The sequence below is a fragment of the Pseudomonas sp. MPDS genome (genome assembly GCF_013283895.1).
Taxonomy (GTDB): Bacteria; Pseudomonadota; Gammaproteobacteria; order Pseudomonadales; family Pseudomonadaceae; genus Aquipseudomonas; species Aquipseudomonas rhizophila.
The window spans coordinates 1,068,163-1,094,233 of record NZ_CP054128.1; the positions used below are offsets into that span (position 1 = coordinate 1,068,163).

Consider the following 26,071-nt stretch of genomic DNA (forward strand, 5'->3'; position numbering starts at 1 on the left):
TTACAACTTAGTGCAAGGCTTCTTCAGCTTTCTGAATGGCCGCGAATTCTTCTTCGGGCGTGCCTGCTACCAAGTGATGCCGACTGTAGAACGCGAAGTAAGCAATTAACACTCCATAGATGATCGCCGCGCCGATGACCACCCGCGGATCCACCAGAAAGCCCGCTACTACGGCGATGCACGCCAGCACCAGGGCCACGCCCGAGGTGAAGATGCCTCCCGGTGTGCGGTATGGCCGGTCCATTTTGGGGCGGCGGATGCGCAGGGTGATGTGCGCGGCCATCATCAGCACGTAGGAGATGGTGGCGCCGAACACCGCCACCAGAATCAGCAGATCGCCCTGGCCGGTCAGGGACAGCCCGAAACCGATGATGCCGGGGATGATCAGCGCCAATACCGGTGCTTTGCTTTTATTGGTTTCGGAGAGCTTGCGTGGCAGGTAACCGGCGCGAGACAACGCGAAGATCTGCCGCGAGTAGGCGTAGATGATCGAGAAGAAGCTGGCGATCAGGCCCGCCAGGCCCACCAGGTTGACGAAGTTGCCCATCCAGGTCGAGCCGCCGTAGGCCTTGGCCAGGGCTTCCACCAGCGGGTTGCCCGAAGCCATCAGCGCATTGGAACCCGCACCGCCTGGGCCGATCACCAGAATCAGCAGGGCAAACGCCACCAGCACCAGCATGGCGCCGATCAGGCCGCGCGGCAGGTCGCGCTTGGGGTTCTTGGTTTCTTCAGCCGCCAGCGGTACGCCTTCCACGGCCAGGAAAAACCAGATGGCATACGGAATGGCTGCCCACACGCCGACATAGCCGAACGGCAGGAATGGGCTGGCGCCCGTGGCTGCGGTGACCGGGATGTCCAGCAGGTTGGCGACGTCGAAGTGCGGCACCATCGCTACCAGAAACACGCCCAGTGCCAGGGCAGCGACGGCAGTGATGATGAACATCAGTTTGAGGGCTTCACCCACGCCGAATATGTGGATGGCGATGAAGATGATGTAGAACGCCAGGTAGATCATCCAGCCGCCAATGCCGAATAGCGATTGGCAATACGCGCCGATGAACACGGCAATCGCCGCCGGGGCGATGGCGTATTCGATGAGGATCGCCGTGCCCGTGAGAAACCCGCCCCAGGGCCCGAATGCGCTACGGGCAAAGCCATAACCACCGCCGGCGGTAGGAATCATCGAGGACAGCTCGGCCAGGGAAAAGCACATGCACAGGTACATCGCGGCCATCAGCAGCGTGGCAAGAAACATCCCGCCCCAACCGCCCTGGGCCAGGCCGAAGTTCCAGCCGGCGTAGTCCCCGGAAATGACATACGCCACCCCCAGGCCCACCAGCAGGACCCAGCCCGCCGCGCCTTTTTTCAGTTCACGTTGTTGGAAGTATTCGGAGCCGACTTTTTCAAAGTCGACCGAGGACGTTGCCGGTTGCGGGTTTGCTTGATCGCTTGGCATAAGGGTTTACCTGTTTTTATTGTTTTTTGGCCCTGTTGGAGCGGGGCTGCTCTTGGAACCGGTGTGTTGCATACAGCAGGGATGCAAGCTTGATTGTTCCCACGCTCTGCGTGGGAACACAGCCAGGGACGCTCCGCGTCCCAAAGAGCCGAACGCGGAGCGTCCGTAGAGGCGTTCCCACGCAGAGCGTGGGAACGATCGGCCGGGCACAAATTTCCCGTAGGTTAGAAGAACCCCAACGGATTGATGTCGTAGCTCACCAGCAGGTTCTTGGTCTGCTGGTAATGGTCGAGCATCATCTTGTGGGTTTCACGACCCACGCCGGACTTCTTGTAACCACCAAACGCCGCATGAGCCGGGTAGAGGTGGTAGCAGTTGGTCCAGACGCGACCGGCCTTGATCGCCCGGCCCATGCGATAGGCGCGGTTGATGTCGCGGGTCCAGAGACCGGCGCCGAGGCCGAACTCGGTGTCGTTGGCGATGGCCAGGGCTTCGGCTTCATCCTTGAAGGTGGTGATGCTCACCACCGGGCCGAAGATTTCTTCCTGGAACACGCGCATCTTGTTGGTGCCCTTGAGCAGGGTTGGCTGGATGTAATAACCCGTGGCCAGGTTGCCCTCGAGTTTTTCCACCTTGCCGCCGGTCAGCAGTTCGGCACCTTCGCCCTTGGCGATTTCCAGGTACGAAAGAATCTTGTCGAATTGCTGCTCGGACGCCTGGGCGCCGACCATGGTGTCGGTGTCCAACGGGTCGCCGCGCTTGATCTGCAGGACTTTGTTCATCACAACTTTCATGAACTCGTCGTAGATCGACTCCTGCACCAGGGCGCGGGAAGGGCAAGTGCAGACTTCACCCTGGTTGAAGAACGCCAGCACCAGGCCTTCGGCCGCTTTCTCAATGAAGCTCGGCTCGGCCTGCATGATGTCTTCGAAGAAGATGTTCGGCGACTTGCCGCCCAGTTCCACGGTGGACGGGATGATGTTCTCAGCCGCGCATTTCATGATGTGCGAGCCGACCGGGGTGGAGCCGGTGAAGGCGATCTTGGCGATGCGCTTGCTGGTGGCCAGAGCTTCACCGGCTTCCTTGCCGAAGCCTTGCACCACGTTCAGTACGCCAGGCGGCAGCAGGTCACCGATCAGCTCCATCAGCACGCAAATGCCCAATGGGGTTTGCTCGGCGGGCTTGAGCACCACGCAGTTACCGGCGGCCAGGGCCGGGGCGAGTTTCCACGCGGCCATCAGCAGCGGGAAGTTCCACGGGATGATCTGCCCGACCACGCCCAGCGGTTCATGGATGTGATAGGCCACGGTGTTGCCGTCGATCTCGGCGGCGCTGCCTTCCTGGGCGCGCAGGCAACCGGCGAAGTAACGGAAATGGTCGGCGGCCAGGGGGATGTCGGCGTTGAGGGTTTCGCGCACGGCCTTGCCGTTGTCCCAGGATTCGGTGATCGCCAGAACCTCAAGGTTTGCTTCGATGCGGTCGGCGATTTTCAGCAGGACCAGCGAACGGGCCTGGGCGGACGTGGCGCCCCAGGCATCGGCAGCGGCGTGGGCGGCGTCCAGGGCTTTTTCGATGTCTTCGGCCGTGGAACGCGGGAATTCGGCAATGGGCTGGCCATTGACCGGGGAAGTATTGGTGAAGTACTGACCTTTGACAGGCGCGACGAACTCGCCGCCGATGTAGTTACCGTATTTGCTCTTGAACGAAACGATAGCGCCTTCAGTACCGGGGTGAGCGTAACGCATGATGAGTTCTCCTTGGCTTTTGTGCTTATACGGGAGGCCGCGCAAAATTGAGCGCTGGTAATTAAGCCTAGAGCAAAGGTCGGGCCACTGCCTTGCAGGGCCCGTAAATCAAGACTTTAGGAGCAGTTCGTCGGACAAACGGATGCCCTGCGTGACGATAGCGATACAGCGGGTGTGACAGTTTGTGCCAGATGCGAGACAGTCTGTGACTGACAGGTCGCGCCAGCATTGCAAAGGTGGGTGGGCTGGAGGATGCTGGGCCTCACCAGTTGGCCTGCCCAGCAAAGTTGTGGCGAGGGGATTTATCCCCGTTGGGCTGCGAAGCAGCCCCCAAAGCAGCCAACTCGATCAATCTGATACACCGCATGCTTAGGTTTCAGGGCTGCTTCGCAGCCCAGCGGGGATAAATCCCCTCGCCACAGGTTAAGTGTTGAACATTGGTTAAATGTTAAACAGTTGCTCCAGTGAGGCAGGTCCTTCGAGGAGAAATAATAAGAAATGCACAGCAACCACTTGAGTCGCCATGCCCAACAAGTCCTGACGGTCACCCAGGGCAAGGCCCATTTGCAGGGCCCTGGCAGCGATCCGTCGATTGCCCGTTCCTGGCTGCGCTGCCTTGAGGACTATCACCTCGACCCGGCGCAAAACCTGGCGCCGACGGTGCTTGAGCATGGCCGGGTGCTGGAAAGCCGCGAGCGCCTGCAACAGGTGTTGCACATCGCCGGCACGGAAATGACCAGCCTGCATCAACAACTCTCCGGCGCCGGCCACGCGGTGCTGCTGACTGACGCGCGCGGCGTGATCCTCAACTGTGTCACCGCCCCCAGCGAGCGCAAGATTTTCGAACGGGCCGGCCTCTGGCTCGGCGCCGACTGGAGCGAAGCCTGCGAAGGCACCAACGGCATCGGCACCTGCCTGGTGGAGCGCCAGGCCCTGACCATTCACCAGGAAGAACACTTTCGCGGCCGCCACACCGGCCTGACCTGCTCGGCCAGCCCGGTTTTCGATCCCCATGGCGAACTGCTCGCGGTGCTGGATGTGTCATCGGCCCGGCCGGACGTGTCGCGCCAGAGCCAGTTCCACACCATGGCCCTGGTCAACCTCTCGGCGAAGATGATCGAGAGCTGCTATTTCCTGCGCTGCTTCGACAATCAATGGCTGCTGCGTTTTCACTTGCAGGCCGAGTCCGTGGGGTTGTTCAGCGAGGGGCTGCTGGCGTTCGACGGCGAAGGGCGGATCAGCGCGGTCAACCAGAGCGCGCTGAACCTGTTGGGGCATATTCGCGGTGGCTTGCTGGGTCAGCGGGTGGAAGACTTTTTCGATTGTTCACTGGATGAGCTGCTCGGACGGGCCAGCACCCAGGCCAGCGCCAGTTGGCCGTTGCGCACCCGTGACGGGCGGCACTTGTTTGCCGTGTTGCGGGGGCAGCCGCGCAGTGTGCCGGTCCCGGTCGTCCCTGCGTTTAAAGCCATCGAGCCCGCCCGGTTACCGGGCATCTGCCTGGGGGATGCGGTGTTGCAAGAGCATTTTCGCAAGGCGCTGCGGGTGTTCGAGCGCGATGTGCCGCTGCTGATCCATGGCGAAACCGGCTCTGGTAAAGAAGCCTTCGCCAAAGCCGTGCATCACGCCAGCCAGCGTGCCGGGAAAAACTTCGTGGCGCTTAACTGCGCAGCCATCCCGGAAAGCCTGATCGAGAGTGAGCTGTTCGGTTATCGCGGCGGCAGCTTCACCGGTGCGCGCAAGGAAGGCATGCGCGGCAAGCTGCAACAGGCCGACGGTGGCACGCTGTTTCTGGATGAGATCGGTGACATGCCCCTGGCCTTGCAGACCCGTTTGCTGCGGGTGCTGGAAGATCGCCAAGTGGTGCCCATCGGTGGCGAACCCGAAGCGGTGAACGTGCGCATCATCAGCGCCACCCACCGTCAGTTGCTTGATCGGGTGCGCGACGGCAGTTTTCGCGAGGACTTGTACTATCGCCTCAACGGCCTGGAGATCCCTTTGCCGGCGTTGCGCGAGCGCAGCGACAAGTCCCAGTTGCTGGATTTTCTGTTGGCCGAAGAAGCGGGCGCCGAAGCAGTTGCCATCGACGAACCGGCGCGCCAGGCATTGTTGAGTTTTGATTGGCCGGGCAACGTGCGGCAACTGCGCAATGTGCTGCGCACCCTTGCTGCGTTGTGCGACGGCGGGCGGATCGGGCTGGAGGATCTGCCGGCGATGATTCGCCAGTGTCCGGTGGCGTTGGTTGAAACCGTGGCGGAACGCCCGCTGGAAGATGCCGAACGGTTGGCGCTGCTCGATGCCCTGGAGCGCCAGCGCTGGCACATGACCCACACCGCCGAACAACTGGGCATCAGCCGCAATACTCTCTACCGGAAGCTGCGCAAGCACGCCATCGCCCGCTGAACCGCGTCGCGGCCATTCGCGAGCAAGCCCGCTCCCACATTCTGACCGCATTCTTCCTGAAAGAGCTCGGTCAACTGTGGGAGCGAGCCTGCTCGCGATGGCGGCAGCACATTCAGCATCAATGCAAACTGACCCACCGCTATCGCGAGCAAGCTCGCTCCCACAGAGGATTTGCGCTGTTCTGATGGTTGCAGTTCGAAACACAAGGTGCGATTTCCCCCTCCCTACGCTAACCTGCGGCCATGTTTACGAGGTCGACTATGCACATCCATATTCTCGGTATTTGCGGCACTTTCATGGGCTCGATGGCTGTCTTGGCCAAGGAGCTGGGCCATCACGTGACCGGTTCCGACGCCAACGTCTACCCGCCGATGAGCACGCAGCTGGAGGCCCAGGGCATTGAACTGACCCAAGGCTACGACCCGGCGCAACTGGACCCGGCGCCGGACCTGGTGGTCATCGGCAACGCCATGTCCCGTGGCAATCCGGCGGTTGAATACGTGCTCAACAAAGGCCTGCCTTACGTGTCCGGCCCGCAATGGCTGGCCGACCATGTGTTGCAGGGCCGTTGGGTCCTGGCCGTGGCCGGCACCCATGGCAAGACCACCACCAGCAGCATGCTCGCCTGGGTGCTGGAACACGCGGGCATGAGCCCAGGCTTCCTGATCGGCGGCGTGCCGCAGAATTTCTCGGTGTCGGCGCGCCTGGGCGGCACGCCGTTCTTCGTGATCGAGGCCGATGAATACGACAGCGCGTTCTTCGACAAACGTTCGAAGTTTGTCCACTACCGCCCGCGCACCGCGATCCTCAACAACCTTGAGTTCGATCACGCCGACATCTTCCCCGATCTGCCGGCCATCGAGCGGCAGTTCCACCATTTGGTGCGCACCATTCCAAGTGAAGGCCTGGTCATCCATCCGACCACCGAGCCCGCGTTGCAACGGGTGATCGAAATGGGCTGCTGGACCCCGGTGCAAACCACCGGCGCCGGCGGGCAGTGGCAAGTGAAGTTGCTCAAGGACGACGGTTCGCAGTTCGAAGTCATGTTCGAAGGCGTGGCCCAAGGTGTGGTCGATTGGGACATGACCGGCCAGCACAACGTCGCCAACGCCCTGGCCACCCTGGCGGCGGCCCGTCATGTGGGCGTGGTGCCGTCCCTGGGCATCGCCGCGCTGAGTGCGTTCAAAAGCGTGAAGCGGCGGATGGAAAAGGTCGCGGAAGTGCGCGGCATCACCATCTATGACGACTTCGCCCACCACCCGACGGCCATCGCCACCACCCTCGACGGTTTGCGCAAGCGCATCGGCGATGCACCGCTGATTGCCATCATCGAGCCGCGTTCCAACTCCATGAAACTCGGCGCCCACCGCGACGGCCTGCCGGAAAGCGTGGTGGATGCCGATCAGGTGATCTGGTACGCACCGGCCAACCTGGGCTGGGACCTGGGCGCCACCGCCGCGTTGTGCACGGTGCCGTCGATTGTCAGCGATTCCCTGGAAGGCATCATCGAGCGCGTGAAGAGCCAGGCCCAGCCCGGTACTCACGTGGTGATCATGAGCAACGGCGGCTTCGGCGGCCTGCACGGCAAGCTGGCCGAGGCACTGAAATGAACACGCGCCTGGAGAGCAACGGCCCCGACCGCATCACCCTGGCCATGACCGGTGCTTCCGGCGCCCAGTACGGCTTGCGCCTGCTCGATTGCCTGGTGCGGGAAGACCGCGAGGTGCATTTCCTCATCTCCAAGGCGGCGCAATTGGTGATGGCCACCGAGACCGACGTCACCCTGCCGGCCAAGACCCAGATGATGCAGGCCTTCCTCACCGAATACACCGGTGCGGCGGCGGGGCAGATACGTGTGTATGGCAAGGAAGACTGGATGTCGCCGGTGGCCTCGGGCTCCGGGGCGCCGGCGGCGATGGTGGTGGTGCCGTGTTCCACCGGTACGCTCTCGGCGATTGCCACCGGTGCCTGCAACAACCTGATCGAGCGCGCCGCCGACGTGACGCTCAAGGAGCGTCGCCAGTTGATCCTGGTGCCGCGTGAGGCGCCGTATTCGAGTATTCATCTGGAGCACATGCTCAAGCTGTCGAACATGGGCGTGACGATTCTGCCGGCCTCTCCGGGTTTTTATCACCAGCCACAGACTATCGATGACCTGATCGATTTTGTGGTCGCGCGGATTCTCAATCTGCTGAACATCCCCCAGGACATGCTGCCGCGCTGGGGCGAGTACCATTTGAGCAGTGATGAATAAGCTGCTGGTGGTGCTGCTGGCGCTGCAACTGACCGGCTGCGCCACCGCCCGTACCCTGGACGCCGCCAAACCCGGCGCGCCGGTGGTGTATGCGGGCACGCGCCTGGACTTGTATGCGCTTAACGGTGGCTGTTGCGCCAAGGACCGCTTTGGCGCCGAAGCGCCGCGTTACCCAGGCGTGGATCTGCCGGCCAGTGCGTTGCTCGATACCTTGTTATTGCCGTTGTCGTTGCTGACGGTGATTGGCGTGGGGTTTCAGGCTACGGGTGGGTTGTAACCAGCGCTACAATCCAACATGGATGTAAGCTGGGCCACCGCTATCGCGAGCAGGCTCGCTCCCACATTGGTACGCATTCCTTCTGAAGAACTCGGTCAACTGTGGGAGCGAGCCTGCTCGCGATGGCGTCCGCCCAGGCGCCGCAATTATTTGCCCAACTTACGCAACTCATCCGACTCCACCACCCGCACCCCTTCCTGTTCTTCCAGGGCCAGGCGCCACATGGCGCGGGCCAGTTGGCAGGCTTCGATGCCGTGGTACTTGCCGGGGATCAGCCTCGACAAGGGGCCGGCCAATTGTTCGGCCAACCGCGGTTCGGTGCGTTCGCCCAGTAGCAGGGAAGGGCGGCAGAGGGTCAGCTGTGGCCAGTCCTGGGCCTTGAGGGCGGCTTCCATTTCGCCTTTGACCCGGTTGTAGAAAATCGAAGAACTCGGGTCAGCCCCCAGCGCGCTGATCACGATCAGGTGCCTTGCGCCCAGCTCACGGGCACGCTTGGCGAAGGCCACCACCAGGTCCAGGTCCACCGCGCGAAACGCCTGTTCTGAGCCGGCCTTCTTGATGGTCGTGCCAAGGCAGCAAAATGCGATGTCCACCTGGCCACTGAGGCGGGGCAGCAGTTCGGCTGTTTCACCGACCGGGTTTTCCAGGTGTGGATGCTCGGCCAGCGGCCGACGTGAAGGCGCCAATACACGTGTGATGGTCGGCTCGTTGAGCAGCCGGTCCAGTAGATGTTCCCCGGTCAACCCGGAAGCTCCGGCAAGCAAAACATGCTGAGGCGTCAAGTACATAGTGTTTCCCCCTTGATACGATTCAGCTTAGTTGCTCTTTTGGGCCTCGTCGTTCAATGCCGTACTTTGTAATGCTTTTCGCGCCTGTTGCTTGCGCAATAGCTGCCAATGGGAAAGGACGGTCCTGGGCGCCCAGATCTGCGGCTCGGAAGCTTCGAAATTGTCCGCCTGTTCCCGCTCGGCCACGGTGGCCTTGGCACGCTTGAAGGCTTGCTCAAGATCGTCGGTCTGGTTCAGTGCCTGCGCGAACAGGGCGTCGCCGAAGTAGGTGAAGTTGGCCTCCTCGGAGCAGCCGAACGACACCCGATCGGCGCGGGAAGCGGTCATGATCAAGGTGCGTTCATCCTTGAGTGCCGGGATGAAGCCGCCGGAATAACAGGCCGAAATCACCACGATCTTGTCGCGATCCTTCAGCGGCGCCAGCACCACGGCCAGTTCATCGGCGGGCAGGTCGGCCAGCTCCATGCGCGGCTGGTCGAGCACCAGTTCGTGTTCGCTGGTGCCGTGGCTGGTCAGGTAGATGAAGATCAGGTCTTCCGGGCCGCTGCGTTCGGCCAGGGCGCTGGCGGCGCGGCGCAGGCTTTCGCGAGTGGCCATGGGCCGGTCACCGAGGTGATCGCGGTGGTTGACCAGGCGGATCTGGCCGAACGCGCCAAAACGGCTGGTGAGCATATTGGCGACGTAGTCGGACTCGCGCAGGAACACACTCTGCTTGCCGTCGCCGCCCACCGTCAGGCTGTACAGCTCCACCGCAGGGGTCGAGGCCGGGATATTGGCCAGGGCATTTTCCAACAGGCGCCCCTGGGCCAAAAGGCCGAGCTCGAGCACATCCGGCAGTAGCCGCCCGCCAGCGTCGCGTACTCGCAGGCCGTTGGCCCAGGTGCCGCTTTGCACGGTGCCATCGGTCAGCGCCAGGGTGCCGCGCCCGTGGTAGGTGTCGTTCTCGAACTGGCCGATATAAAAGCTGCCGTCGGGCAGGTTCAGCCGGCCCTCGCCGCTAAAGCGCCAGTCATTGAATTGACCGAGGTAGTGGCTGCCGTCGGCACCGATCAGTTGGCCCTTGCCGGTGAGCGCGCCTTCCTTGAACTGGCCAATCCAGACATCGCCGTCGGCATTTTCATAACGACCGCGACCGCTGAGCTGGTTGTTCTTGAACCCGCCGATGTAGACATCGCCCTCGGCGCTGTTGAAGGTGCCTTTGCCCTGGAGCTGGCCGTCGACGAAATTGCCGGTGAACTGGTTGCCACTGGCATCGAAGCGCTGGCCTTCACCGTTGGGTTTGCCGTTGACGAACGGCCCCTGGTATTGGCTGCCGTCCTCAAGCTCCAGGCGCCCGAAGCCGGAATAGCGGTCGGCCTTGAATTCGCCGCGGTAGACCATGCCGTGTTCCTTGAGCGTGCCTTCACCGTCGCGCCGGCCTTGCTTGAAGCCGCCGGTGTAGCTGCTGGTGGGCGTGGTCAGGCTACCCTGGCTGTTGAACAGGCCCTGCTGGAACTGGCCGCGATAGACCTCGCCATTGCTGCCGTGCCATTCCCCGGTGCCGTGCCACTGGCCTTTGTCGAACTGCCCGGCGTACCAACTGCCGTTGGGGTAGTCGACACGCCCCTGGCCTTGCAGCAAACCGTCCACTAGGTCGCCGCGATAGCGTCCGCCGTCGGGCAGGCGCGCGTCGGGAGGCAACAGCGATTCGCCGTCGCCGCAAGCGGTGAGCAGCAGGGTCAGGGCCAAAGGGAGAAATGAGCGCATAACGGGATCCAGATAATCAGGTCACGAGTATGCCGTAGCAATGCGCGTCAGGAGAAGCGATGCGAAACTGCCGCAGCGGCTTCGCATCCGCGAGGGGCTACACGAAGCAGAGCGACAGGGGCTCAGCGATGTAGGCCGGTTTGTCCGAACCTTCGATTTCCAGGGTAGCGGTGGCCTTGAGCAGCCATTGGCCGGGTTTCTTCTCGGTCACGTCCACCAGGTCGACCTTGAGACGGACCTTGGAGTCGACTTTCACGGGCTGAATGAAACGCACGCTGTCCAGTCCGTAGTTGACGACCATCTTCACGCCTTCGGGCAGGATCAGGATGTCTTCCATGAGCTTGGGCATCAGCGACAGCGACAGGAAACCGTGGGCGATGGTGCTGCCGAACGGTGTCTGCGCGGCCTTGACCGGATCGACGTGGATGAACTGAAAGTCGCCAGTGGCTTCGGCGAACAGGTTAATGCGATCCTGATCGATGGTAAGCCATTCGGAACGTCCAAGTTCCTTGCCGACATAATCTTTGAGCGCTGCAACGGGAACGTAGGGCATTGAGACTCTCCTTGGGTTCATCGGTTTTGTCTTTTTTGGAACGGGGATCGGCGTCCCCGGAGAACCACTGTAGATCAACATGACGGGCAGGGCAGGTCATCGACCATGCTTTTTACGAATGCCGACCCATAGCGCGGGCGTGCTTATAATGCGCGCGCATTGTTTGCGTACGTGTTGCTGGGGAGGATGAAGGATGTTGCTACGGGGCCTGACCTGGCTGGTGCTGTTCCAATTGCTGGGCACCGCCATCAATCATTTGTTCCTGCCGGTGCTGCCGGGGCCGATCATTGGCCTGCTGTTGCTGCTGGGCTATCTGGTCATCCGTGGTGAAGTCGGCGAGCCATTGAACCTGGCGGCCGGCAGCCTGCTGCGCTACTTGCCGTTGCTGCTGGTGCCGCCGGCGGTGGGGGTGATGGTGTACGCCCGGGCCATCGCTGCCGATTTCTGGGCCATTGTCGGTGCGCTGGTGCTGTCGTTGATCCTGTCCATGGCGTTTACCGGTGTGCTGATGCAGCGCCTGGCCCGGCGTCACGCCCCCGAGTCGGAGGATGGGCAATGATGCTTGATTGGCAGGGCGCCTGGAGTTCGGTGATCCATCATCCGCTGTTTGGTATCGGCATCACCCTGGGCGCCTATCAACTGGTGCTGGCGGCGTTCGAAAAGACCCGCTGGGTGTTCCTGCAGCCGGTGCTGATGTCAATGTTGCTGCTGATCGGTGTGCTGGTCGGCTGCGGCATCAGCTACGCCGAGTACCGTGAGAGCACGGAAATTCTCAGCATTCTGCTGGGGCCGGCCACCGTCGCGCTGGCGGTGCCCTTGTACCTGAACCTGCGACGGATCCGGCAATTGTTCTGGCCGATTTTTACTACGCTGGTGATAGGCGGGGTGTTCGCCACGGGCTCTGCGGTGGTGTTGGGCTGGGCTTTTGGCGCCGAACACATGATCCTGATGACCATGGCGCCCAAGTCGGTGACTTCACCGATCGCCATGCTGGTGGCCGAGCAGATCGGCGGCGTAGCGGCCATGGCCGCGGTGTTTGTGTTGATCACCGGGGTGCTCGGGGCGATTCTGGGCCCGAGCATTCTGACCAAGCTTGGGGTCCATAGCCCAGAAGCCCGTGGCATGGCCCTGGGCCTGACGGCACACGCGGTCGGCACGTCCGTGGCGTTGCAGGAAAGCGAAGAGTCCGGCGCCTTTGCGGCGCTGGCGATGAGTCTGATGGGCGTGGCCACGGCGGTGTTGCTGCCGTTGGTGGTGTCGATGACGGTTTAAGGAACTGCTTATGAGCTTGCCGCTTTTCCCGTTGAACACGGTACTGTTCCCCGGTTGCATCCTCGATTTGCAGATTTTCGAGGCGCGTTACCTCGATATGATCGGTCGCTGCATGAAAATGGGCGAGGGGTTCGGGGTGGTGTGCATCCTCGATGGCGAGGAAGTCGGCATCGCCCCCGACGGCTTTGCGCGGGTGGGCTGTGAAGCGCGAATCACCGATTTCTCCCAGCAGGACAACGGGCTGCTGGGCATTCGCGTGCAGGGTGGACGACGTTTTATCGTGCACAGCAGCAGTGTCCAGGCCGATCAACTGACCGTCGCTGAAGTCGAGTGGCTGGAGGATGAGCCGGAACAACCGCTGCAGGATGAGGATGCCGACCTGGTGGCGCTGCTCAAGGCCCTGGCCGAACACCCGATGGTCGAGGCCCTGAACATGGGCACCGAAGCCACCGGCCAGCAGTCGCTCGCCAATCAACTGGCCTACCTGCTGCCCTTCAATGAACTGGACAAGCTCGACCTGCTGCAACTCGATGATCCTCAGCAGCGGCTGGATGCAATCCAGGCGTTGCTTGATGAGTTGCAGGGCGAACTGTTCGCCTGAGGGCGCTCATCACTGACCAGGCTGATCTCTTGTGGGAGCGAGCTTGCTCGCGATAACGGTGGCTCAGTTTGCATCAATGCTGAATGTACCGACGTCATCGCGAGCAGGCTCGCTCCCACAGTTGATCTTCAGTGACCACAAAGGGGCGTTTCACGGCCGATTCCCTGTGGGAGCGAGCCTGCTCGCGATAGCTGGCTGCCGGCCTCAATAGGCATACCGCAGCATCCCATTGGGCAGGTGGCGCAGTGCGAAGAAGCTGAATGCCGCCACCATCGCCGGCAGAATCAACCACCAGATTTTCGGCGGCATGGCCGGCAGCGGGGTCTGGCGCTGGCTCAGCCAGAGCATCGCTGCGCAGACACAGGCGGCGAGCATGGCGCCGGCGACGATGTCGCTCGGCCAATGGGCGCCCAGGTACACCCGCGACAGGGCAATGGCCAGCGCCGGCAAACAGCCCAGCAACAGCCAGGTCAGGCGCAGGCGTGGCGGTTGCCCGCGACCGGCCAGGATGGCCAGCGCCAGGAACAGGGCAAAGGCGCCGGAGGCATGACCGCTGGGCATGCTGTAGCTGGTCAGCGGCTCGCTCAGGACTTCCGGGCGTACACGGGCGAAAAAGTGCTTGGTGCCGGTATTGGCCAATGCGGTGAACAGCATCGTGGCCCCGGCAAAGATTGCCTGGCGCCATTGGCGCGCCAGCAATAGCAACCCGGTCAGCAGGGCGCTGAAAATCAGCATGTAGTGGAATTCGCCGATCAGCGTGAAGGTCACGGCGATTTCGTCCATTGTCGGGCTGCGATGTTCCTGGACCAGAGCCACCAGCCCCTGATCGAAAGCTGTGAGGTAGCGAAAGCCGATGAACAGCCCGATCAGGATCACCAGGCCCAGACCTGCGATCAGCGCTGAGGCATGTCGATGGCGCCGCAGGCTGCTGTTGACGCTCAATGCGATCATCACCGCGATGCTGCCAATCACGACACCGGCCTGTGGCCAGAAACCCTCGGGCAACGGCAGGCGGATCGCTGCGCCAGTGGCCCAGCCGGGCAGCAGGTACGCCACGCTCCAGCCGGCGGCGGCCAACAGGCTGACGGCGGCGAAGCGCGGGAAGGGCATGTCGAACATCCCGGCCACCATCGGCAACATGGGCCGCAGCGGGCCAATGAAGCGCCCCACCAGCAGGCTGGCGATGCCGTAGCGCTGGAAATAGCTTTCCGCCGCGCTCATCCATTCGGGGTGATGCCGCAGCCCCGGCAGGCGCCGGATGTTCTGGTGAAAATGCCTGCCCAGGAAATACGACACCAAGTCCCCCAGCAAACCGCCCAGCAGGCCCAGCAGCAAAGTCTCGCCCAGGGACAACGCGCCGCTGCCGGCCAGGACCGCGACCGCAAACAGCAGCACCGTGCCCGGCACGAGCAACCCGGCGATGGCCAGGCACTCTACACACGCAACGATAAACACCGCCGCCGCCAGCCATTGCGGGTTGGCGGTCAGCCAGCCAGTGATGCTATCGAGCCATGGGCCCATAAAAACAACTCCATTTCCATTGAGCATTAAGCGGCATGCATTTTTTACTGTGGGAGCGAGCCTGCTCGCGATAGCGGTGTATCAGCCAACCTCTGATTCGACTGACCTGGCGCCATCGCGAGCAGGCTCGCTCCCACAGGGTTGGGCAGTGTGGCGTTCAGGAAAGCAAAAAATAATCCCGCCCTTCGACCTGTCCGCGACGCAGCGGGTTCCGCGTGCACCAGGGGGCGTAGGCCGCGTCGACGAAGCGGTAGAGCAGGTGTTCATCCCGTCCCAGTGGGATGCCCAGGCGGGTGGTCTGGATCACATTGACTGTCGGCACGCCCACGTCTTCCACCAGCAATCGTTCCGGGTCGAAGCGTTTGGCATCCCACTGCGGCACTTTCAGCCCCAGGGCCTTGCACAACAACGTCTGGCCGGCGCAAAGCTTTTGCGAGGGGCGCGGGCGGCCTTGGGCGTCGGGGTTGTTGAGCAGCATCTGCGCCAGGCTTGCCGGGCCGGAAACAGTATCGACCCACGGGTATGCCGATTTGATCAGCACCGCATTGCCGGGGCCATGGGCGCTGAAATTCAGCGAATCGCCACCCCGGGCGTAATACATATAGATGTGGCCGCCATCCAGAAACAAAGCCTTACGTTTTTCCGTGTAGCCCAGCGAAGCGTGGCTGCCCTTTTCAGCGAAGTAATAGGCTTCGGTTTCGATGATCCGCGCGCTGAGCCACAGGTCACCGACCTTGTGGCGAATGACTTTGCCCAGCAGGTCCCGGGCGAGCACCTGGGCATCGCGATCAAAAAAACCGTCGGGCAGGGCGTTTGGCAGTGGGGGCGAATCGGTCATGGCGTGAGACGAAGGGAGGCCAAAGGAAGCGCGATGATAGCAATGGAAAGCTTAATCGGCGCTGAACAGCGACTATTTGCGCAGGTTTTGCTCTTCCGCCGGTCACCACTGTGAGTCCACGCTGTTAGTCGAGGGATACGACAGCTATAATCTGCCGCTTTCCCCTTTGCCAAGACCACACAGACCATGACTGAGTCCGTTCTTGACTACATGACCCGCCTGGGTCGCGCCGCTCGCCAGGCGTCGCGCATCATCGGCCGTGCCAGCACCGCGCAGAAAAACCGCGCCCTGCTGGCCGCCGCCAATGCGCTGGACGCTGCTCGCGCCGAGTTGTCCGCCGCCAATGAGCTGGACCTGGCCGCCGGCCGGGCCAACGGCCTCGAGCCGGCCATGCTCGAACGCCTGGCGCTGACCCCGGCACGCATCGACGGCATGATCGTCGGTCTGCGCCAAGTCGCGGCGCTGCCGGACCCGGTCGGGGCGATCCGGGACATGAGCTATCGGCCGTCGGGTATCCAGGTCGGCAAGATGCGCGTGCCCCTGGGCGTGGTCGGCATCATCTACGAGTCGCGGCCGAACGTGACCATCGATGCTGCGAGCCTGTGCCTGAAGTCGGGCAACGCGACCATCCTGCGCGGTGGTTCCGAGGCCATTCATTCCAACCGCGCGATTGCCGCCTGCATCCAGCGCGGTCTGGCCGAAGCCGATCTGCCGGCGGCCGTGGTGCAAGTGGTGGAAACCACCGACCGCGCCGCGGTCGGCGCACTGATCACCATGCCCGAGTTCGTCGACGTCATCGTGCCCCGTGGCGGCAAGGGCCTGATCGAACGAGTCAGCCGCGACGCCCGCGTGCCGGTGATCAAGCACCTGGACGGCATCTGCCACGTTTACGTCAGTGCCCACGCCGAGTTGCCCAAGGCCCAGCGCATTGCCTTCAACGCCAAGACTTACCGCTATGGTATCTGCGGCGCGATGGAAACCCTGCTGGTGGACCAGGCCGTTGCCCAGGACTTCCTGCCGGCGATGGCCGCCCAGTTCCGCGAAAAAGGCGTCGAGCTGCGCGGTTGCCAGCGTACCCGGGCAATCATTGAGGCGGCCGAGGCCACCGAAGAAGACTGGAACACCGAGTACCTGGCGCCGATCCTGTCGATCCGCGTGGTCGACGGGCTGGACCAGGCCATCGAGCACATCAATCGCCATGGTTCCCACCACACCGACTCCATCGTCAGCGAACACCAGGGCGAAACCCGGCGTTTCGTGGCCGAAGTGGACTCGGCGTCGGTGATGATCAACACCCCGACCTGTTTCGCCGACGGCTTCGAATACGGATTGGGTGCCGAGATCGGCATTTCTACTGATAAGCTGCACGCCCGTGGCCCGGTGGGCCTCGAAGGCTTGACCTGCGAGAAGTACATCGTGGTCGGTGACGGCCAGTTGCGCGGACAGGAGCCGGTCTGACTTGGGCGACCTTGACCCGTCAGCCGCAGTGACGACGACAACTGCGCCCCAGCGCATCGGTATCCTGGGCGGCACGTTCGACCCAGTGCACATCGGCCATTTGCGCGGTGCGCTGGAAGTCGCTGATGCCCTGGCCCTCGATGAGCTACGCCTGACGCCCAGCGCCAGGCCGCCTCACCGGGATACGCCGCAGGTATCGGCCCAGGACCGTCTGGCGATGGTCGAGTGCGCGGTGGCCGGTGTGGCGCCGTTGGTGGTGGACGCCCGCGAATTGCTGCGGGACAAACCGTCCTACACCATTGATACCCTGGAGCTGATGCGCGCCGAACTGGCCGCCGACGCCCAGGTTTTTCTGCTTTTGGGCTGGGACGCATTTTGCGGCCTGCCCACTTGGCATCGCTGGGAAGAGTTGCTCCAGCATTGCCACATCCTGGTGTTGCAACGCCCGGATGCCGACAGCGAGCCGCCGGATGCCTTGCGCAACCTGCTGGCGGCGCGTTCGGTGAGCGACCCGCTGGCCCTGAAAGGGCCGAGCGGACAGATTGCATTCGTCTGGCAGACGCCGCTCGCGGTATCCGCCACCCAGATCCGTCAACTGCTGGCCAGCGGTAAGTCGGTACGTTTCCTGGTGCCCGACGCGGTCCTGGCCTACATCGATGCGCACGGGCTGTACCGTGCGTCGAACTGAAAAAAGGGCGCGCTTCAAGGCACGTGAATGCGTGTAGCGAAGCGCCCGAACATACGAGCAAAACGAGTTTTATATGACTGACAAAGACGTAAACAAAGTAAAGCGCAAGGGCACATTCAAGAGCGCCCCGCTTCCCGTAGAAGCTCATACTGGCGTGGTACTGGCCGGCGAAGAGCTGGTCAAGGTTGCCGTGGCGGCCCTGGAAGACGTCAAGGCCCAGGACATCCAGGTGATCGACGTTCGCGAGAAGCAGAGCATCACGGACTACATGATCATCGCCACCGGTACCTCCAACCGCCAGATCGGCGCGATGCTGGATAAGGTTCGCGAAGCGGTCAAGGCCCAGGGCGTCAAGCCACTGGGTGAAGAAGGCAAGGGCGACAGCGACTGGGTGTTGCTGGATATGGACGACGTCATCGTGCACATGATGACCGCCTCGGCGCGCCAGTTCTATGACCTGGAGCGCCTGTGGGCCGGTGCCGAGCAAAGCCGTTCGGCCAGCGCCGCGCACCACAGCCCGGAAAACACCCATGAGCACTTCACCAAGCTCAACAAAGACCAGCAATAAGGGATCGCTGTGCGACTGCGCCTGATCGCCGTCGGTTCCCGCATGCCCAAGTGGGTGGAAGAAGGCTGGCATGAATATGCCAAGCGTCTTCCTTCCGAGCTGGCCCTGGAACTGGTGGAAATTCCGCTCAACACCCGCGGCAAGAACGCCGATGTGGCGCGCTTTATCCGTCAGGAAGGCGAAGCCATGTTGGCCAAGGTCGGGCCGAACGAGCGGATCGTCACGCTCGAAGTGCACGGCAAGCCTTGGAGCACCGAGCAACTGGCGGTCGAGCTCGATCGCTGGCGGCTGGACGCGCGCACGGTCAACCTCATGGTGGGTGGCCCGGAAGGGTTGGCACCGGAAGTCTGTGCCCGGGCCGATCAACGCTGGTCGTTGTCGCCTTTGACGTTGCCGCACCCGCTGGTGCGGATTCTGATCGGCGAACAGTTGTATCGTGCCTGGACAGTCCTGTCCGGGCACCCTTACCACAAGTAATCCTGCCCTCATGCCTCAGCCGATCCGCATCAAGGACCACGAAAAAGACGCCCGCCTGGTGCGTGGTCGCGTCGTGTTCGGTGCAATTGCGGTCGTGGCGCTGATTGGTGTGCTGATCGCGCGCCTGTATTTCCTCCAGGTGATTCAGTACGAGTACCACTCGACCCTGTCGGAAAACAATCGCGTGCATGTGCAGCCGATTCCGCCGACTCGCGGGTTGATTTTCGACCGCAACGGCGTGGTGGTGGCCGATAACCGGCCCAGCTTCAGCCTGAGCATGACCCGTGAGCGGTCCGGGGATTGGCAGAAGGTGCTCGACGTGATCGTCGAAGTGCTGCAACTGACCCCCGAGGACCGGGCGATTTTCGAGAAGCGCATGCGCCAGGGCCGGCGCCCGTTTGAGCCGGTGCCGATCCTGTTCGAGCTGACCGAAGAGCAGATCGCCCTGATCGCCGTGAACCAGTTCCGCCTGCCGGGCGTTGAGGTGGTGGCGCAGTTGGTGCGTCACTACCCCCAGGGCGCGCACTTCGCCCATTCGGTGGGCTACATGGGGCGGATCAACGAAAAAGAGCTCAAGAACCTCGACCCGGTCAATTACAGCGGTACCCACCACATCGGCAAGACCGGCATCGAGCGCTTCTACGAGGCCGAGCTGCACGGCCAGGTGGGCTACGAGGAAGTCGAGACCAATGCCCGTGGCCGCGTATTGCGGGTGCTCAAGCGCACCGACCCGATCCCCGGCAAGGATATCGTCCTGAGCCTGGACATCAAATTGCAGGAAGCCGCCGAAGCGGCGTTGGGCGGCCGACGCGGCGCTGTCGTGGCGCTGGACCCGAACACCGGCGAGGTCCTGGCGATGGTCAGCCAGCCGAGTTTCGACCCGAACCTGTTCGTCACTGGCATCAGTTTCAAGGCCTATGCCGAGTTGCGCGATTCCATCGATCGGCCACTGTTCAACCGCGTGCTGCGCGGCCTCTATCCGCCGGGTTCGACCATCAAGCCGGCGGTAGCCATTGCCGGGCTGGACGCGGGTGTGATCACCGCTTCCAGCCGGGTCTACGACCCCGGTTATTACCAACTGCCGAACTACGACCACAAGTACCGCAACTGGAATCGCTCCGGCGACGGGTACGTGGATCTGGAAACGGCGATCATGCGGTCCAACGACACCTACTTCTATGACCTGGCCCACAAGCTGGGGATCGACCGGCTGGCGTCCTACATGGGCAAGTTCGGTCTCGGTCAGAAAGTGTCCCTGGACATGTTCGAAGAGTCGCCGGGCCTGATGCCATCCCGCGAGTGGAAGCGGGCGACCCGCCGCCAGCCGTGGTTCCCGGGTGAGACGCTGATCCTGGGGATCGGCCAGGGCTACATGCAGGCGACGCCGCTGCAACTGGCCCAGGCCACAGCCCTGGTGGCGAGCAAAGGCAAGTGGTATCGCCCGCACCTGGCCAAGACCATCGAAGGCCAGAAGCCCGTGGACCCCAACCCGGTGCCGGACATCATCCTGCGTAATCCGTCGGACTGGCAGAAGGTCAATATCGGCATGCAGCAGGTGATGCACGGCGCCCGGGGCACCGCGCGCAAGGCTGCCATCGGCGCGCAATACCGGATTGCCGGCAAGAGTGGTACGGCCCAGGTGGTCGCGATCAAGCAGGGCGAAAAGTACGACCGTTCCAAGGTTCAGGAGCGCCACCGCGACCACGCCTTGTTCGTTGGTTTCGCACCGGCCGAAAACCCGAAGATCGTCGTGTCGGTGATGGTCGAGAACGGCGAGTCCGGCTCCGGCGTTGCCGCGCCGGTGGTGCGCCAGATCATGGACGCCTGGCTGCTGGATGAACACGGCCAGCTCAAGCCCGAATACGCAAGCCCCATCACTGCGGAGGCTACGGCCCGTGAAGAATAATTTCGACCGGATCCTCTCCAGCGAAGATGTGATGCGTCGTCGCGCCACTCTGTTGCAGCGCATGCACATCGACGGTCCGTTGTTGATCCTGTTGCTGACACTGGCCGCCGGCAGCCTGTTCGTGCTGTATTCGGCCAGCGGCAAGAATTGGGACCTGCTGGCCAAGCAGGCCACTTCATTCGGCATCGGCCTGGTGTCGATGATCTTTATCGCCCAACTGGAGCCTCGGTTCATGGCGCGCTGGGTGCCACTGGCCTATGTGGGCGGCGTGGTCTTGTTGGTGATCGTGGACATCATGGGCCACAACGCCATGGGGGCGACACGCTGGATCAACATCCCCGGGGTGATCCGCTTCCAGCCTTCCGAGTTCCTGAAAATCATCATGCCGGCGACCATCGCCTGGTATCTGTCCAAGCGCACCTTGCCGCCACAGCTCAAGCATGTGGGCATCAGCCTGCTGCTGATTGGGGTCCCGTTTATCCTGATCGTGCGCCAGCCCGATCTCGGCACCTCGTTGCTGATCCTGGCCGGCGGCGCCTTCGTGCTGTTCATGGGCGGGTTGCGCTGGCGCTGGATCCTCAGCGTGATCGCTGCCGCCGTGCCGGTGTCCGTGGCCATGTGGTACTTCGTGATGCACGACTACCAGAAGCAGCGGGTCCTGACGTTCCTCGACCCGGAGAGCGATCCGCTGGGCACCGGCTGGAACATCATCCAGTCCAAGGCCGCCATCGGCTCCGGCGGTGTGTTCGGCAAAGGGTGGTTGCTGGGTACCCAGTCGCACCTGGACTTTCTGCCGGAAAGCCACACCGACTTCATCATCGCCGTGTTGGGCGAAGAGTTCGGTCTGGTGGGTATTTGCGTGCTGCTGCTGATCTACCTGTTGTTGATCGGCCGTGGCCTGGTGATTACCGCCCAGGCCCAGACATTGTTCGGCAAATTGCTCGCGGGCAGTCTGACCATGACGTTTTTTGTTTATGTTTTCGTCAATATCGGTATGGTCAGTGGCCTGTTGCCGGTCGTGGGGGTGCCGTTGCCATTCATTAGCTACGGAGGAACTTCGCTGGTGACGCTACTGTCAGCGTTTGGGGTTTTGATGTCGATCCATACCCATCGCAAGTGGATCGCGCAGGTTTGAATAAGGTGAAGAGTTCAATGCAAGCAATGCGTGGCTGGTCGACGCGATTTGCGCCGTGGGTCGGCCTGTTCGGCCTCCTGGGCGGTGCGTCGCACGCCCTGGCCGGCGAATATGAAGGCTCGCCGCAAGTGGCCGAATTCGTCGGTGAAATGACCCGCGACTACGGTTTTGCCGGTGAACAGCTGATGGGGGTGTTCCGCGAGGCCCAGCGCAAGCAGTCGATTCTCGACGCGATCTCCCGGCCCGCCGAGCGGGTCAAGCAGTGGAGCGAGTATCGGCCGATGTTCATCTCCGAGGCGCGCATCGCCCGGGGCGTGGACTTCTGGCGCCAGCACGAGGCCGTGCTGGCTCGCGCCGAGCAGGAGTATGGCGTGCCGGCTCAGGTCATCGTGTCTATTATTGGTGTCGAGACGTTTTTTGGTCGTAATACCGGGAATTTCCGGGTGGTCGATGCGCTGTCGACCCTGGGCTTCGACTATCCGCCGCGCGCCGAGTTCTTCCGCAAGGAGCTGCGCGAGTTCCTGCTGCTGGCTCGTGAGGAACAGGTCGATCCGTTGACCCTCAAGGGCTCCTATGCCGGAGCCATGGGCTTGCCACAGTTCATGCCCAGCAGTTTCCGCGCCTATGCGGTGGACTTCGACGGCGATGGCCACATTAATATCTGGACCAACCCGACCGATGCCATCGGCAGTGTTGCCAGCTACTTCAAGCGCCACGGCTGGGAGCCTGGCGAGCCGGTGGTCAGCCGTGCAGACGTGCGTGGCGACCAGGTAGACGAAGGCCTGACCACAGGCATCGAGCCGACGAAGACCGTCGGGGAGTTGCGGGCGCTGGGGTGGTCGAGTCATGATGCGCTGCGTGACGACATGCCAGTCACCGCGATTCGCCTGGAAGGCGAACAAGGCCCTGAGTACTGGATGGGCCTGAAGAATTTCTACGCGATTACGCGTTATAACCGCAGTGTGATGTACGCCATGGCCGTGCATCAGCTGTCTGAAGAGCTGGTCAAAGCACGGGGCGTCAAATAATGCAGGCATTGCCTACCTATCAACCCCTGAAAGCCGGACCCCTGAAGCTGGTAGCGCTGGCTGCGCTGTCGTTGCTGGTCGTCAGTTGCTCCACCAGTCGCCCGCCGGCCCAGAAAACCTCCACTGCCGTGCGCGCCACGCCAGGCCTGGACATCAACCGGGCCCACAAGGACGGCGCGCCGTGGTGGGACGTGGATGTTTCGCGCATTCCCGACGCCACGCCAACCCTGCACACCGGCCCGTACAAGGCCAACCCGTACACGGTGCTGGGCAAGACGTATTTCCCGATGGCCGAATCCAAGCGTTACGTCGCTTCGGGCACGGCGTCCTGGTATGGCACCAAGTTCCACGGCCAGAACACCGCCAATGGCGAGGTTTATGACCTGTATGGCATGAGCGCGGCCCACAAGACCTTGCCGCTGCCCAGCTATGTGCGGGTGACCAACCTGGACAACAACAAGGCTGTGATCCTGCGGGTCAATGACCGCGGGCCGTTCTATTCCGACCGCATCATCGACCTGTCGTATGCGGCGGCAAAAAAACTCGGTTACGCTGAAACCGGCACCGCGCGGGTCAAGGTCGAAGGCATCGATCCGCAGGAATGGTGGGCCCAGCGAGGCCGTCCGGCGCCTTTGATGCTCAACGAGCCAAAAGTGGCGCAAAATGCCGCGCCGACCGTGACGGCTTCCACCGGTACGGTCGAGCAATGGTCCCCGCCGCCGCAGCAACATGCCGCCGCCGTGGTGCCCGTGCCGCTCGACGCAAAAAAAAACGCTTCTGCAACAGCGTCTGGCCAGTATCTGCAAGTCGGCGCGTTCGCCAACCCGGACGCTGCCGAACTGTTGAGATCCAAGCTCAGCTCGATGGTCAGCGCGCCGGTGTTCATCAGCTCCATCGTGCGCAACCAGCAGACACTGCATCGGGTACGCCTGGGGCCGATCGGTTCTCCGGATGAAGTCCAGCAGGTGCAGAACAGTGTGCGCCTGGCCAATCTCGGTTCGCCGAGCCTGGTCAGCGCGGAATGATTTGATTGAAGGCCCGCTAGCGGTTGGAGCGGGCCAGGTTGTTGGCTCTACGAATAACAAAAGCCCGGCAAGGGATGTGAGTGAGCAACTTAAATACGCGGCGACCCGTTAGAAGGTTGCCTGTTTAGTTTTGCCTTCGGGCAGTTTCCATTAGCGATTTCGAGAGACGGATGAACATCACCACCTTTGCCAAACGCCTTTGCCTGCTAGTCCCGCTGCTGCTCTCACCTGCCGCGTTCGCGGTCGAGATGATGCCCGCGCCCCCTCAACTGGCCGCCAAATCCTTTGTGCTCATGGATGCCAGCAGCGGCGAGGTCCTGGTGGAGAGCAATGGTGACCAGCGCCTGCCACCGGCCAGCCTGACCAAACTGATGACCGCCTACATCGCCACCCTGGAAATCCGTCGTGGCCAGATCGGTGAAAACGATCCGGTGACCGTCAGCGAAAACGCCTGGCGCACCGGCGGTTCGCGGATGTTCATCAAGGTCGGTTCGCAAGTGACCGTCAGCGACCTGCTGCACGGCATCATCATCCAGTCCGGCAACGACGCCAGCGTCGCCCTGGCCGAGCACATCGCCGGCAGCGAAGATGCGTTCGCCGACATGATGAACAAGACTGCCAGCGACCTGGGTCTGACCAACAGCCACTTCATGAACCCGACCGGCTTGCCGAACCCGGAGCACTACTCCTCGGCTCACGACATGGCGATTCTGGCGCGAGCGATCATTCACGAAGACCCGGCGCACTACGCCATCTACTCCCAGAAGGAATTCTTCTGGAACAACATCAAGCAGCCTAACCGCAACCTGCTGTTGTGGCGCGACAAGACCGTCGATGGCCTGAAGACCGGCCACACCGAAGAGGCCGGCTATTGCATGGTGTCTTCGGCCGTTCGTGACGGCATGCGCCTGATCGCCGTCGTTTTCGGCACCAACAGCGAAGTGGCCCGTGCCGCCGAAACCCAGAAGCTCTTGACCTACGGTTTCCGCTTCTTCGAAACCCAGACCTTCTACCAGAAGGGCACCGAACTGGCCCAGGCCCAGGTGTGGAAAGGCACCACCAATCAGGTGAAGGCCGGTCTGGCTCAGGACCTGACCATGACCCTGCCAAAAGGCCAGCTCAAAAAGCTGGTTGCGACCATGACCATGAATCCGCAAATGATCGCGCCAATCGCCAAGGGCGACGTGATCGGCAAGGTGGAAGTCAAACTGGACGACAAAGTGGTGCACAGCGCCGACCTGATTGCGCTGGACGCGGTCGAGGAAGGTGGTATCTTCCGCCGCATGTGGGATAGCATCCGTCTATTCTTCTACGGCTTGTTCAACTGATTGAAGTGTTGACCTGCATGGCCCCGTTCCTTTCCGGTGCGGGGCCATGTGCGTTATCACGGCTTACGAGGCCGTTACGCCATGACAGACTCAGAAGTAAAGGCGCCAAAGATCGAGTTTCCTTGCGAGGATTATCCGATCAAGGTAATTGGCGACACCGGTGTGGGATTCAAGGACAAGATCATCGCGATTCTTGAAAAACACGCCACCGTTGATCACAAGACCCTGGCCGAACGCCAGAGTACCAACGGCAAGTACACGACGATTCAGTTGCACATCATTGCCACCGGTCAGGAGCAGCTGTACGACATCAACAGCGAGTTGCGAGCGACCGGGTTCGTGCACATGGTGTTGTGATGCCGGGCACGCTGGGCTTTCGCGAGCTGGGCCAGATGGCTTACGAGCCGGTCTGGCATGCCATGCAACGCTTCACCAACGACCGCGGCACCACCGCCGGTGACGAAGTCTGGCTGGTGCAACACCCGCCGGTGTTCACCCAGGGCCAGGCCGGCAAGGCCGAACACCTGTTGCTGCCGGGGAATATCCCGGTGGTGAAGACCGACCGCGGTGGCCAGGTGACCTACCATGGCCCCGGTCAATTGGTGGCCTATCTGTTGCTGGACGTACGCAAGCTGGGGTTCGGTGTACGCGAGCTGGTCACCCGCATGGAGACCTGCCTGATCGAACTGCTGGCCAGCTACGGTGTGATAGCAGCGGCCAAGCCGGATGCTCCGGGTGTCTACGTCGACGGGGCGAAAATTGCCTCTCTGGGTTTGCGCATCCGCCATGGTTGTTCGTTTCATGGCCTGGCGTTGAACGTGGACATGGACATGGAGCCGTTTCGACGGATTAATCCCTGTGGCTATGCGGGGCTGGCGATGACCCAGCTGTGCGATCACACAGGATCGATTGAATTTGCCGAGGTAAGTGCCCGGCTGCGCGCGCAGCTCGTCAAACACCTCGACTACGCTGAGCAGACGACCCTCACGGGCGGAATCGACTGA

At 62.3% G+C, this 26,071-nt stretch carries 25 protein-coding genes; 18 read left to right on the forward strand and 7 right to left on the reverse strand.

The window, feature by feature from the left end; translation table 11 throughout:
- Positions 1 to 7: 7 nt before the first annotated feature.
- Together eat and HQ912_RS04670 are read right to left on the reverse strand one after the other, a co-directional pair.
- Complete coding sequence (gene eat, locus HQ912_RS04665; protein ID WP_107321810.1) at positions 8 to 1,456, reverse strand: ethanolamine permease; 1,449 nt, start codon at positions 1,454 to 1,456, stop codon at positions 8 to 10.
- Positions 1,457 to 1,680: 224 nt separating this feature from the next.
- Positions 1,681 to 3,201 carry an aldehyde dehydrogenase family protein gene (locus HQ912_RS04670; RefSeq protein ID WP_092394646.1) on the reverse strand — a complete coding sequence of 507 codons (1,521 nt, stop codon included), beginning with the start codon at positions 3,199 to 3,201 and terminating at the stop codon, positions 1,681 to 1,683.
- Positions 3,202 to 3,699: 498 nt separating this feature from the next.
- Between HQ912_RS04670 and HQ912_RS04675 the strand changes: the two genes are divergently transcribed.
- From HQ912_RS04675 to HQ912_RS04690, 4 genes are all read left to right on the forward strand, one after another.
- On the forward strand, positions 3,700 to 5,604 hold the full coding sequence (locus HQ912_RS04675) for a sigma-54-dependent Fis family transcriptional regulator (protein ID WP_107321811.1): 1,905 nt from the start codon (positions 3,700 to 3,702) through the stop codon (positions 5,602 to 5,604).
- A 260-nt stretch (positions 5,605 to 5,864) separates the two neighbouring features.
- Entirely contained in the window at positions 5,865 to 7,214 is a 1,350-nt protein-coding gene (gene mpl, locus HQ912_RS04680; protein ID WP_173406517.1) for a UDP-N-acetylmuramate:L-alanyl-gamma-D-glutamyl-meso-diaminopimelate ligase, read from the forward strand.
- Positions 7,211 to 7,858: a flavin prenyltransferase UbiX gene (gene ubiX / locus HQ912_RS04685; RefSeq protein ID WP_047229478.1), complete on the forward strand. Its 648-nt coding sequence runs from the start codon at positions 7,211 to 7,213 to the stop codon at positions 7,856 to 7,858. Before mpl ends, ubiX begins: the two co-directional genes overlap by 4 nt.
- On the forward strand, positions 7,851 to 8,135 hold the full coding sequence (locus HQ912_RS04690) for a YceK/YidQ family lipoprotein (RefSeq protein WP_047229479.1): 285 nt from the start codon (positions 7,851 to 7,853) through the stop codon (positions 8,133 to 8,135). Before ubiX ends, HQ912_RS04690 begins: the two co-directional genes overlap by 8 nt.
- 146 nt (positions 8,136 to 8,281) lie before the next feature.
- Here HQ912_RS04690 and HQ912_RS04695 read toward each other — a convergent pair whose 3' ends face one another.
- From HQ912_RS04695 to HQ912_RS04705, 3 genes are all read right to left on the reverse strand, one after another.
- A complete protein-coding gene (locus tag HQ912_RS04695) occupies positions 8,282 to 8,923 on the reverse strand; it encodes an oxidoreductase (protein WP_047229480.1) in 642 nt (213 codons plus the stop codon).
- Between the two features lie 27 nt (positions 8,924 to 8,950).
- Positions 8,951 to 10,669 carry a C13 family peptidase gene (locus HQ912_RS04700; RefSeq protein ID WP_173406518.1) on the reverse strand — a complete coding sequence of 573 codons (1,719 nt, stop codon included), beginning with the start codon at positions 10,667 to 10,669 and terminating at the stop codon, positions 8,951 to 8,953.
- Between the two features lie 97 nt (positions 10,670 to 10,766).
- The gene (locus HQ912_RS04705) at positions 10,767 to 11,222 is read right to left on the reverse strand and encodes a MaoC family dehydratase (protein WP_047229482.1); all 456 of its coding nucleotides are present in this window, start codon (positions 11,220 to 11,222) and stop codon (positions 10,767 to 10,769) included.
- A 193-nt stretch (positions 11,223 to 11,415) separates the two neighbouring features.
- Between HQ912_RS04705 and HQ912_RS04710 the strand changes: the two genes are divergently transcribed.
- From HQ912_RS04710 to HQ912_RS04720, 3 genes are read left to right on the forward strand one after another with little or no spacing between them, the layout of a single operon-like run.
- Positions 11,416 to 11,781 carry a CidA/LrgA family protein gene (locus tag HQ912_RS04710; protein WP_047229483.1) on the forward strand — a complete coding sequence of 122 codons (366 nt, stop codon included), beginning with the start codon at positions 11,416 to 11,418 and terminating at the stop codon, positions 11,779 to 11,781.
- Positions 11,778 to 12,494: an LrgB family protein gene (locus HQ912_RS04715; protein ID WP_173406519.1), complete on the forward strand. Its 717-nt coding sequence runs from the start codon at positions 11,778 to 11,780 to the stop codon at positions 12,492 to 12,494. The genes HQ912_RS04710 and HQ912_RS04715 overlap by 4 nt, the downstream gene beginning before the upstream one ends.
- Before the next feature lie 10 nt (positions 12,495 to 12,504).
- Positions 12,505 to 13,095: an LON peptidase substrate-binding domain-containing protein gene (locus HQ912_RS04720; RefSeq protein WP_047229485.1), complete on the forward strand. Its 591-nt coding sequence runs from the start codon at positions 12,505 to 12,507 to the stop codon at positions 13,093 to 13,095.
- Positions 13,096 to 13,299: 204 nt separating this feature from the next.
- Here the strand turns inward: HQ912_RS04720 and HQ912_RS04725 are convergent, their stop codons facing one another.
- Positions 13,300 to 14,616 carry a bifunctional DedA family/phosphatase PAP2 family protein gene (locus tag HQ912_RS04725; RefSeq protein WP_107321814.1) on the reverse strand — a complete coding sequence of 439 codons (1,317 nt, stop codon included), beginning with the start codon at positions 14,614 to 14,616 and terminating at the stop codon, positions 13,300 to 13,302.
- Positions 14,617 to 14,773: 157 nt separating this feature from the next.
- Positions 14,774 to 15,454 (reverse strand): DNA-3-methyladenine glycosylase, encoded by a 681-nt coding sequence (locus HQ912_RS04730; RefSeq protein ID WP_047229487.1) that lies wholly within the window; start codon positions 15,452 to 15,454, stop codon positions 14,774 to 14,776.
- A 186-nt stretch (positions 15,455 to 15,640) separates the two neighbouring features.
- On the opposite strand from HQ912_RS04730, the gene HQ912_RS04735 reads away from it, so the two are divergent.
- The 11 genes from HQ912_RS04735 (at position 15,641) to lipB (ending at position 26,071) form a co-directional block, all read left to right on the forward strand.
- Positions 15,641 to 16,912 carry a glutamate-5-semialdehyde dehydrogenase gene (locus HQ912_RS04735; protein ID WP_047229488.1) on the forward strand — a complete coding sequence of 424 codons (1,272 nt, stop codon included), beginning with the start codon at positions 15,641 to 15,643 and terminating at the stop codon, positions 16,910 to 16,912.
- Position 16,913: 1 nt separating this feature from the next.
- Complete coding sequence (nadD, locus tag HQ912_RS04740; RefSeq protein WP_047229489.1) at positions 16,914 to 17,600, forward strand: nicotinate-nucleotide adenylyltransferase; 687 nt, start codon at positions 16,914 to 16,916, stop codon at positions 17,598 to 17,600.
- Positions 17,601 to 17,673: 73 nt separating this feature from the next.
- Positions 17,674 to 18,168, forward strand: coding sequence for a ribosome silencing factor (gene rsfS, locus HQ912_RS04745; RefSeq protein ID WP_014340379.1), 495 nt, complete (start codon positions 17,674 to 17,676; stop codon positions 18,166 to 18,168).
- A 9-nt stretch (positions 18,169 to 18,177) separates the two neighbouring features.
- A complete protein-coding gene (rlmH, locus tag HQ912_RS04750) occupies positions 18,178 to 18,645 on the forward strand; it encodes a 23S rRNA (pseudouridine(1915)-N(3))-methyltransferase RlmH (protein WP_173406520.1) in 468 nt (155 codons plus the stop codon).
- Positions 18,646 to 18,655: 10 nt separating this feature from the next.
- Positions 18,656 to 20,551, forward strand: a complete 1,896-nt coding sequence (mrdA, locus tag HQ912_RS04755; RefSeq protein ID WP_047229491.1) for a penicillin-binding protein 2 — start codon at positions 18,656 to 18,658, stop codon at positions 20,549 to 20,551.
- Positions 20,552 to 20,582: 31 nt separating this feature from the next.
- Positions 20,583 to 21,686 (forward strand): rod shape-determining protein RodA, encoded by a 1,104-nt coding sequence (gene rodA / locus HQ912_RS04760; RefSeq protein WP_047229517.1) that lies wholly within the window; start codon positions 20,583 to 20,585, stop codon positions 21,684 to 21,686.
- 17 nt (positions 21,687 to 21,703) lie between these two features.
- A complete protein-coding gene (mltB, locus tag HQ912_RS04765; protein ID WP_047229492.1) occupies positions 21,704 to 22,714 on the forward strand; it encodes a lytic murein transglycosylase B in 1,011 nt (336 codons plus the stop codon).
- On the forward strand, positions 22,714 to 23,739 hold the full coding sequence (locus tag HQ912_RS04770; protein ID WP_047229493.1) for a septal ring lytic transglycosylase RlpA family protein: 1,026 nt from the start codon (positions 22,714 to 22,716) through the stop codon (positions 23,737 to 23,739). The genes mltB and HQ912_RS04770 overlap by 1 nt, the downstream gene beginning before the upstream one ends.
- A gap of 170 nt (positions 23,740 to 23,909) precedes the next feature.
- On the forward strand, positions 23,910 to 25,067 hold the full coding sequence (locus tag HQ912_RS04775) for a D-alanyl-D-alanine carboxypeptidase family protein (protein ID WP_047229494.1): 1,158 nt from the start codon (positions 23,910 to 23,912) through the stop codon (positions 25,065 to 25,067).
- 81 nt (positions 25,068 to 25,148) lie between these two features.
- Positions 25,149 to 25,424, forward strand: coding sequence for a DUF493 domain-containing protein (locus HQ912_RS04780; RefSeq protein ID WP_047229495.1), 276 nt, complete (start codon positions 25,149 to 25,151; stop codon positions 25,422 to 25,424).
- A complete protein-coding gene (gene lipB / locus HQ912_RS04785) occupies positions 25,424 to 26,071 on the forward strand; it encodes a lipoyl(octanoyl) transferase LipB (RefSeq protein WP_047229496.1) in 648 nt (215 codons plus the stop codon). The genes HQ912_RS04780 and lipB overlap by 1 nt, the downstream gene beginning before the upstream one ends.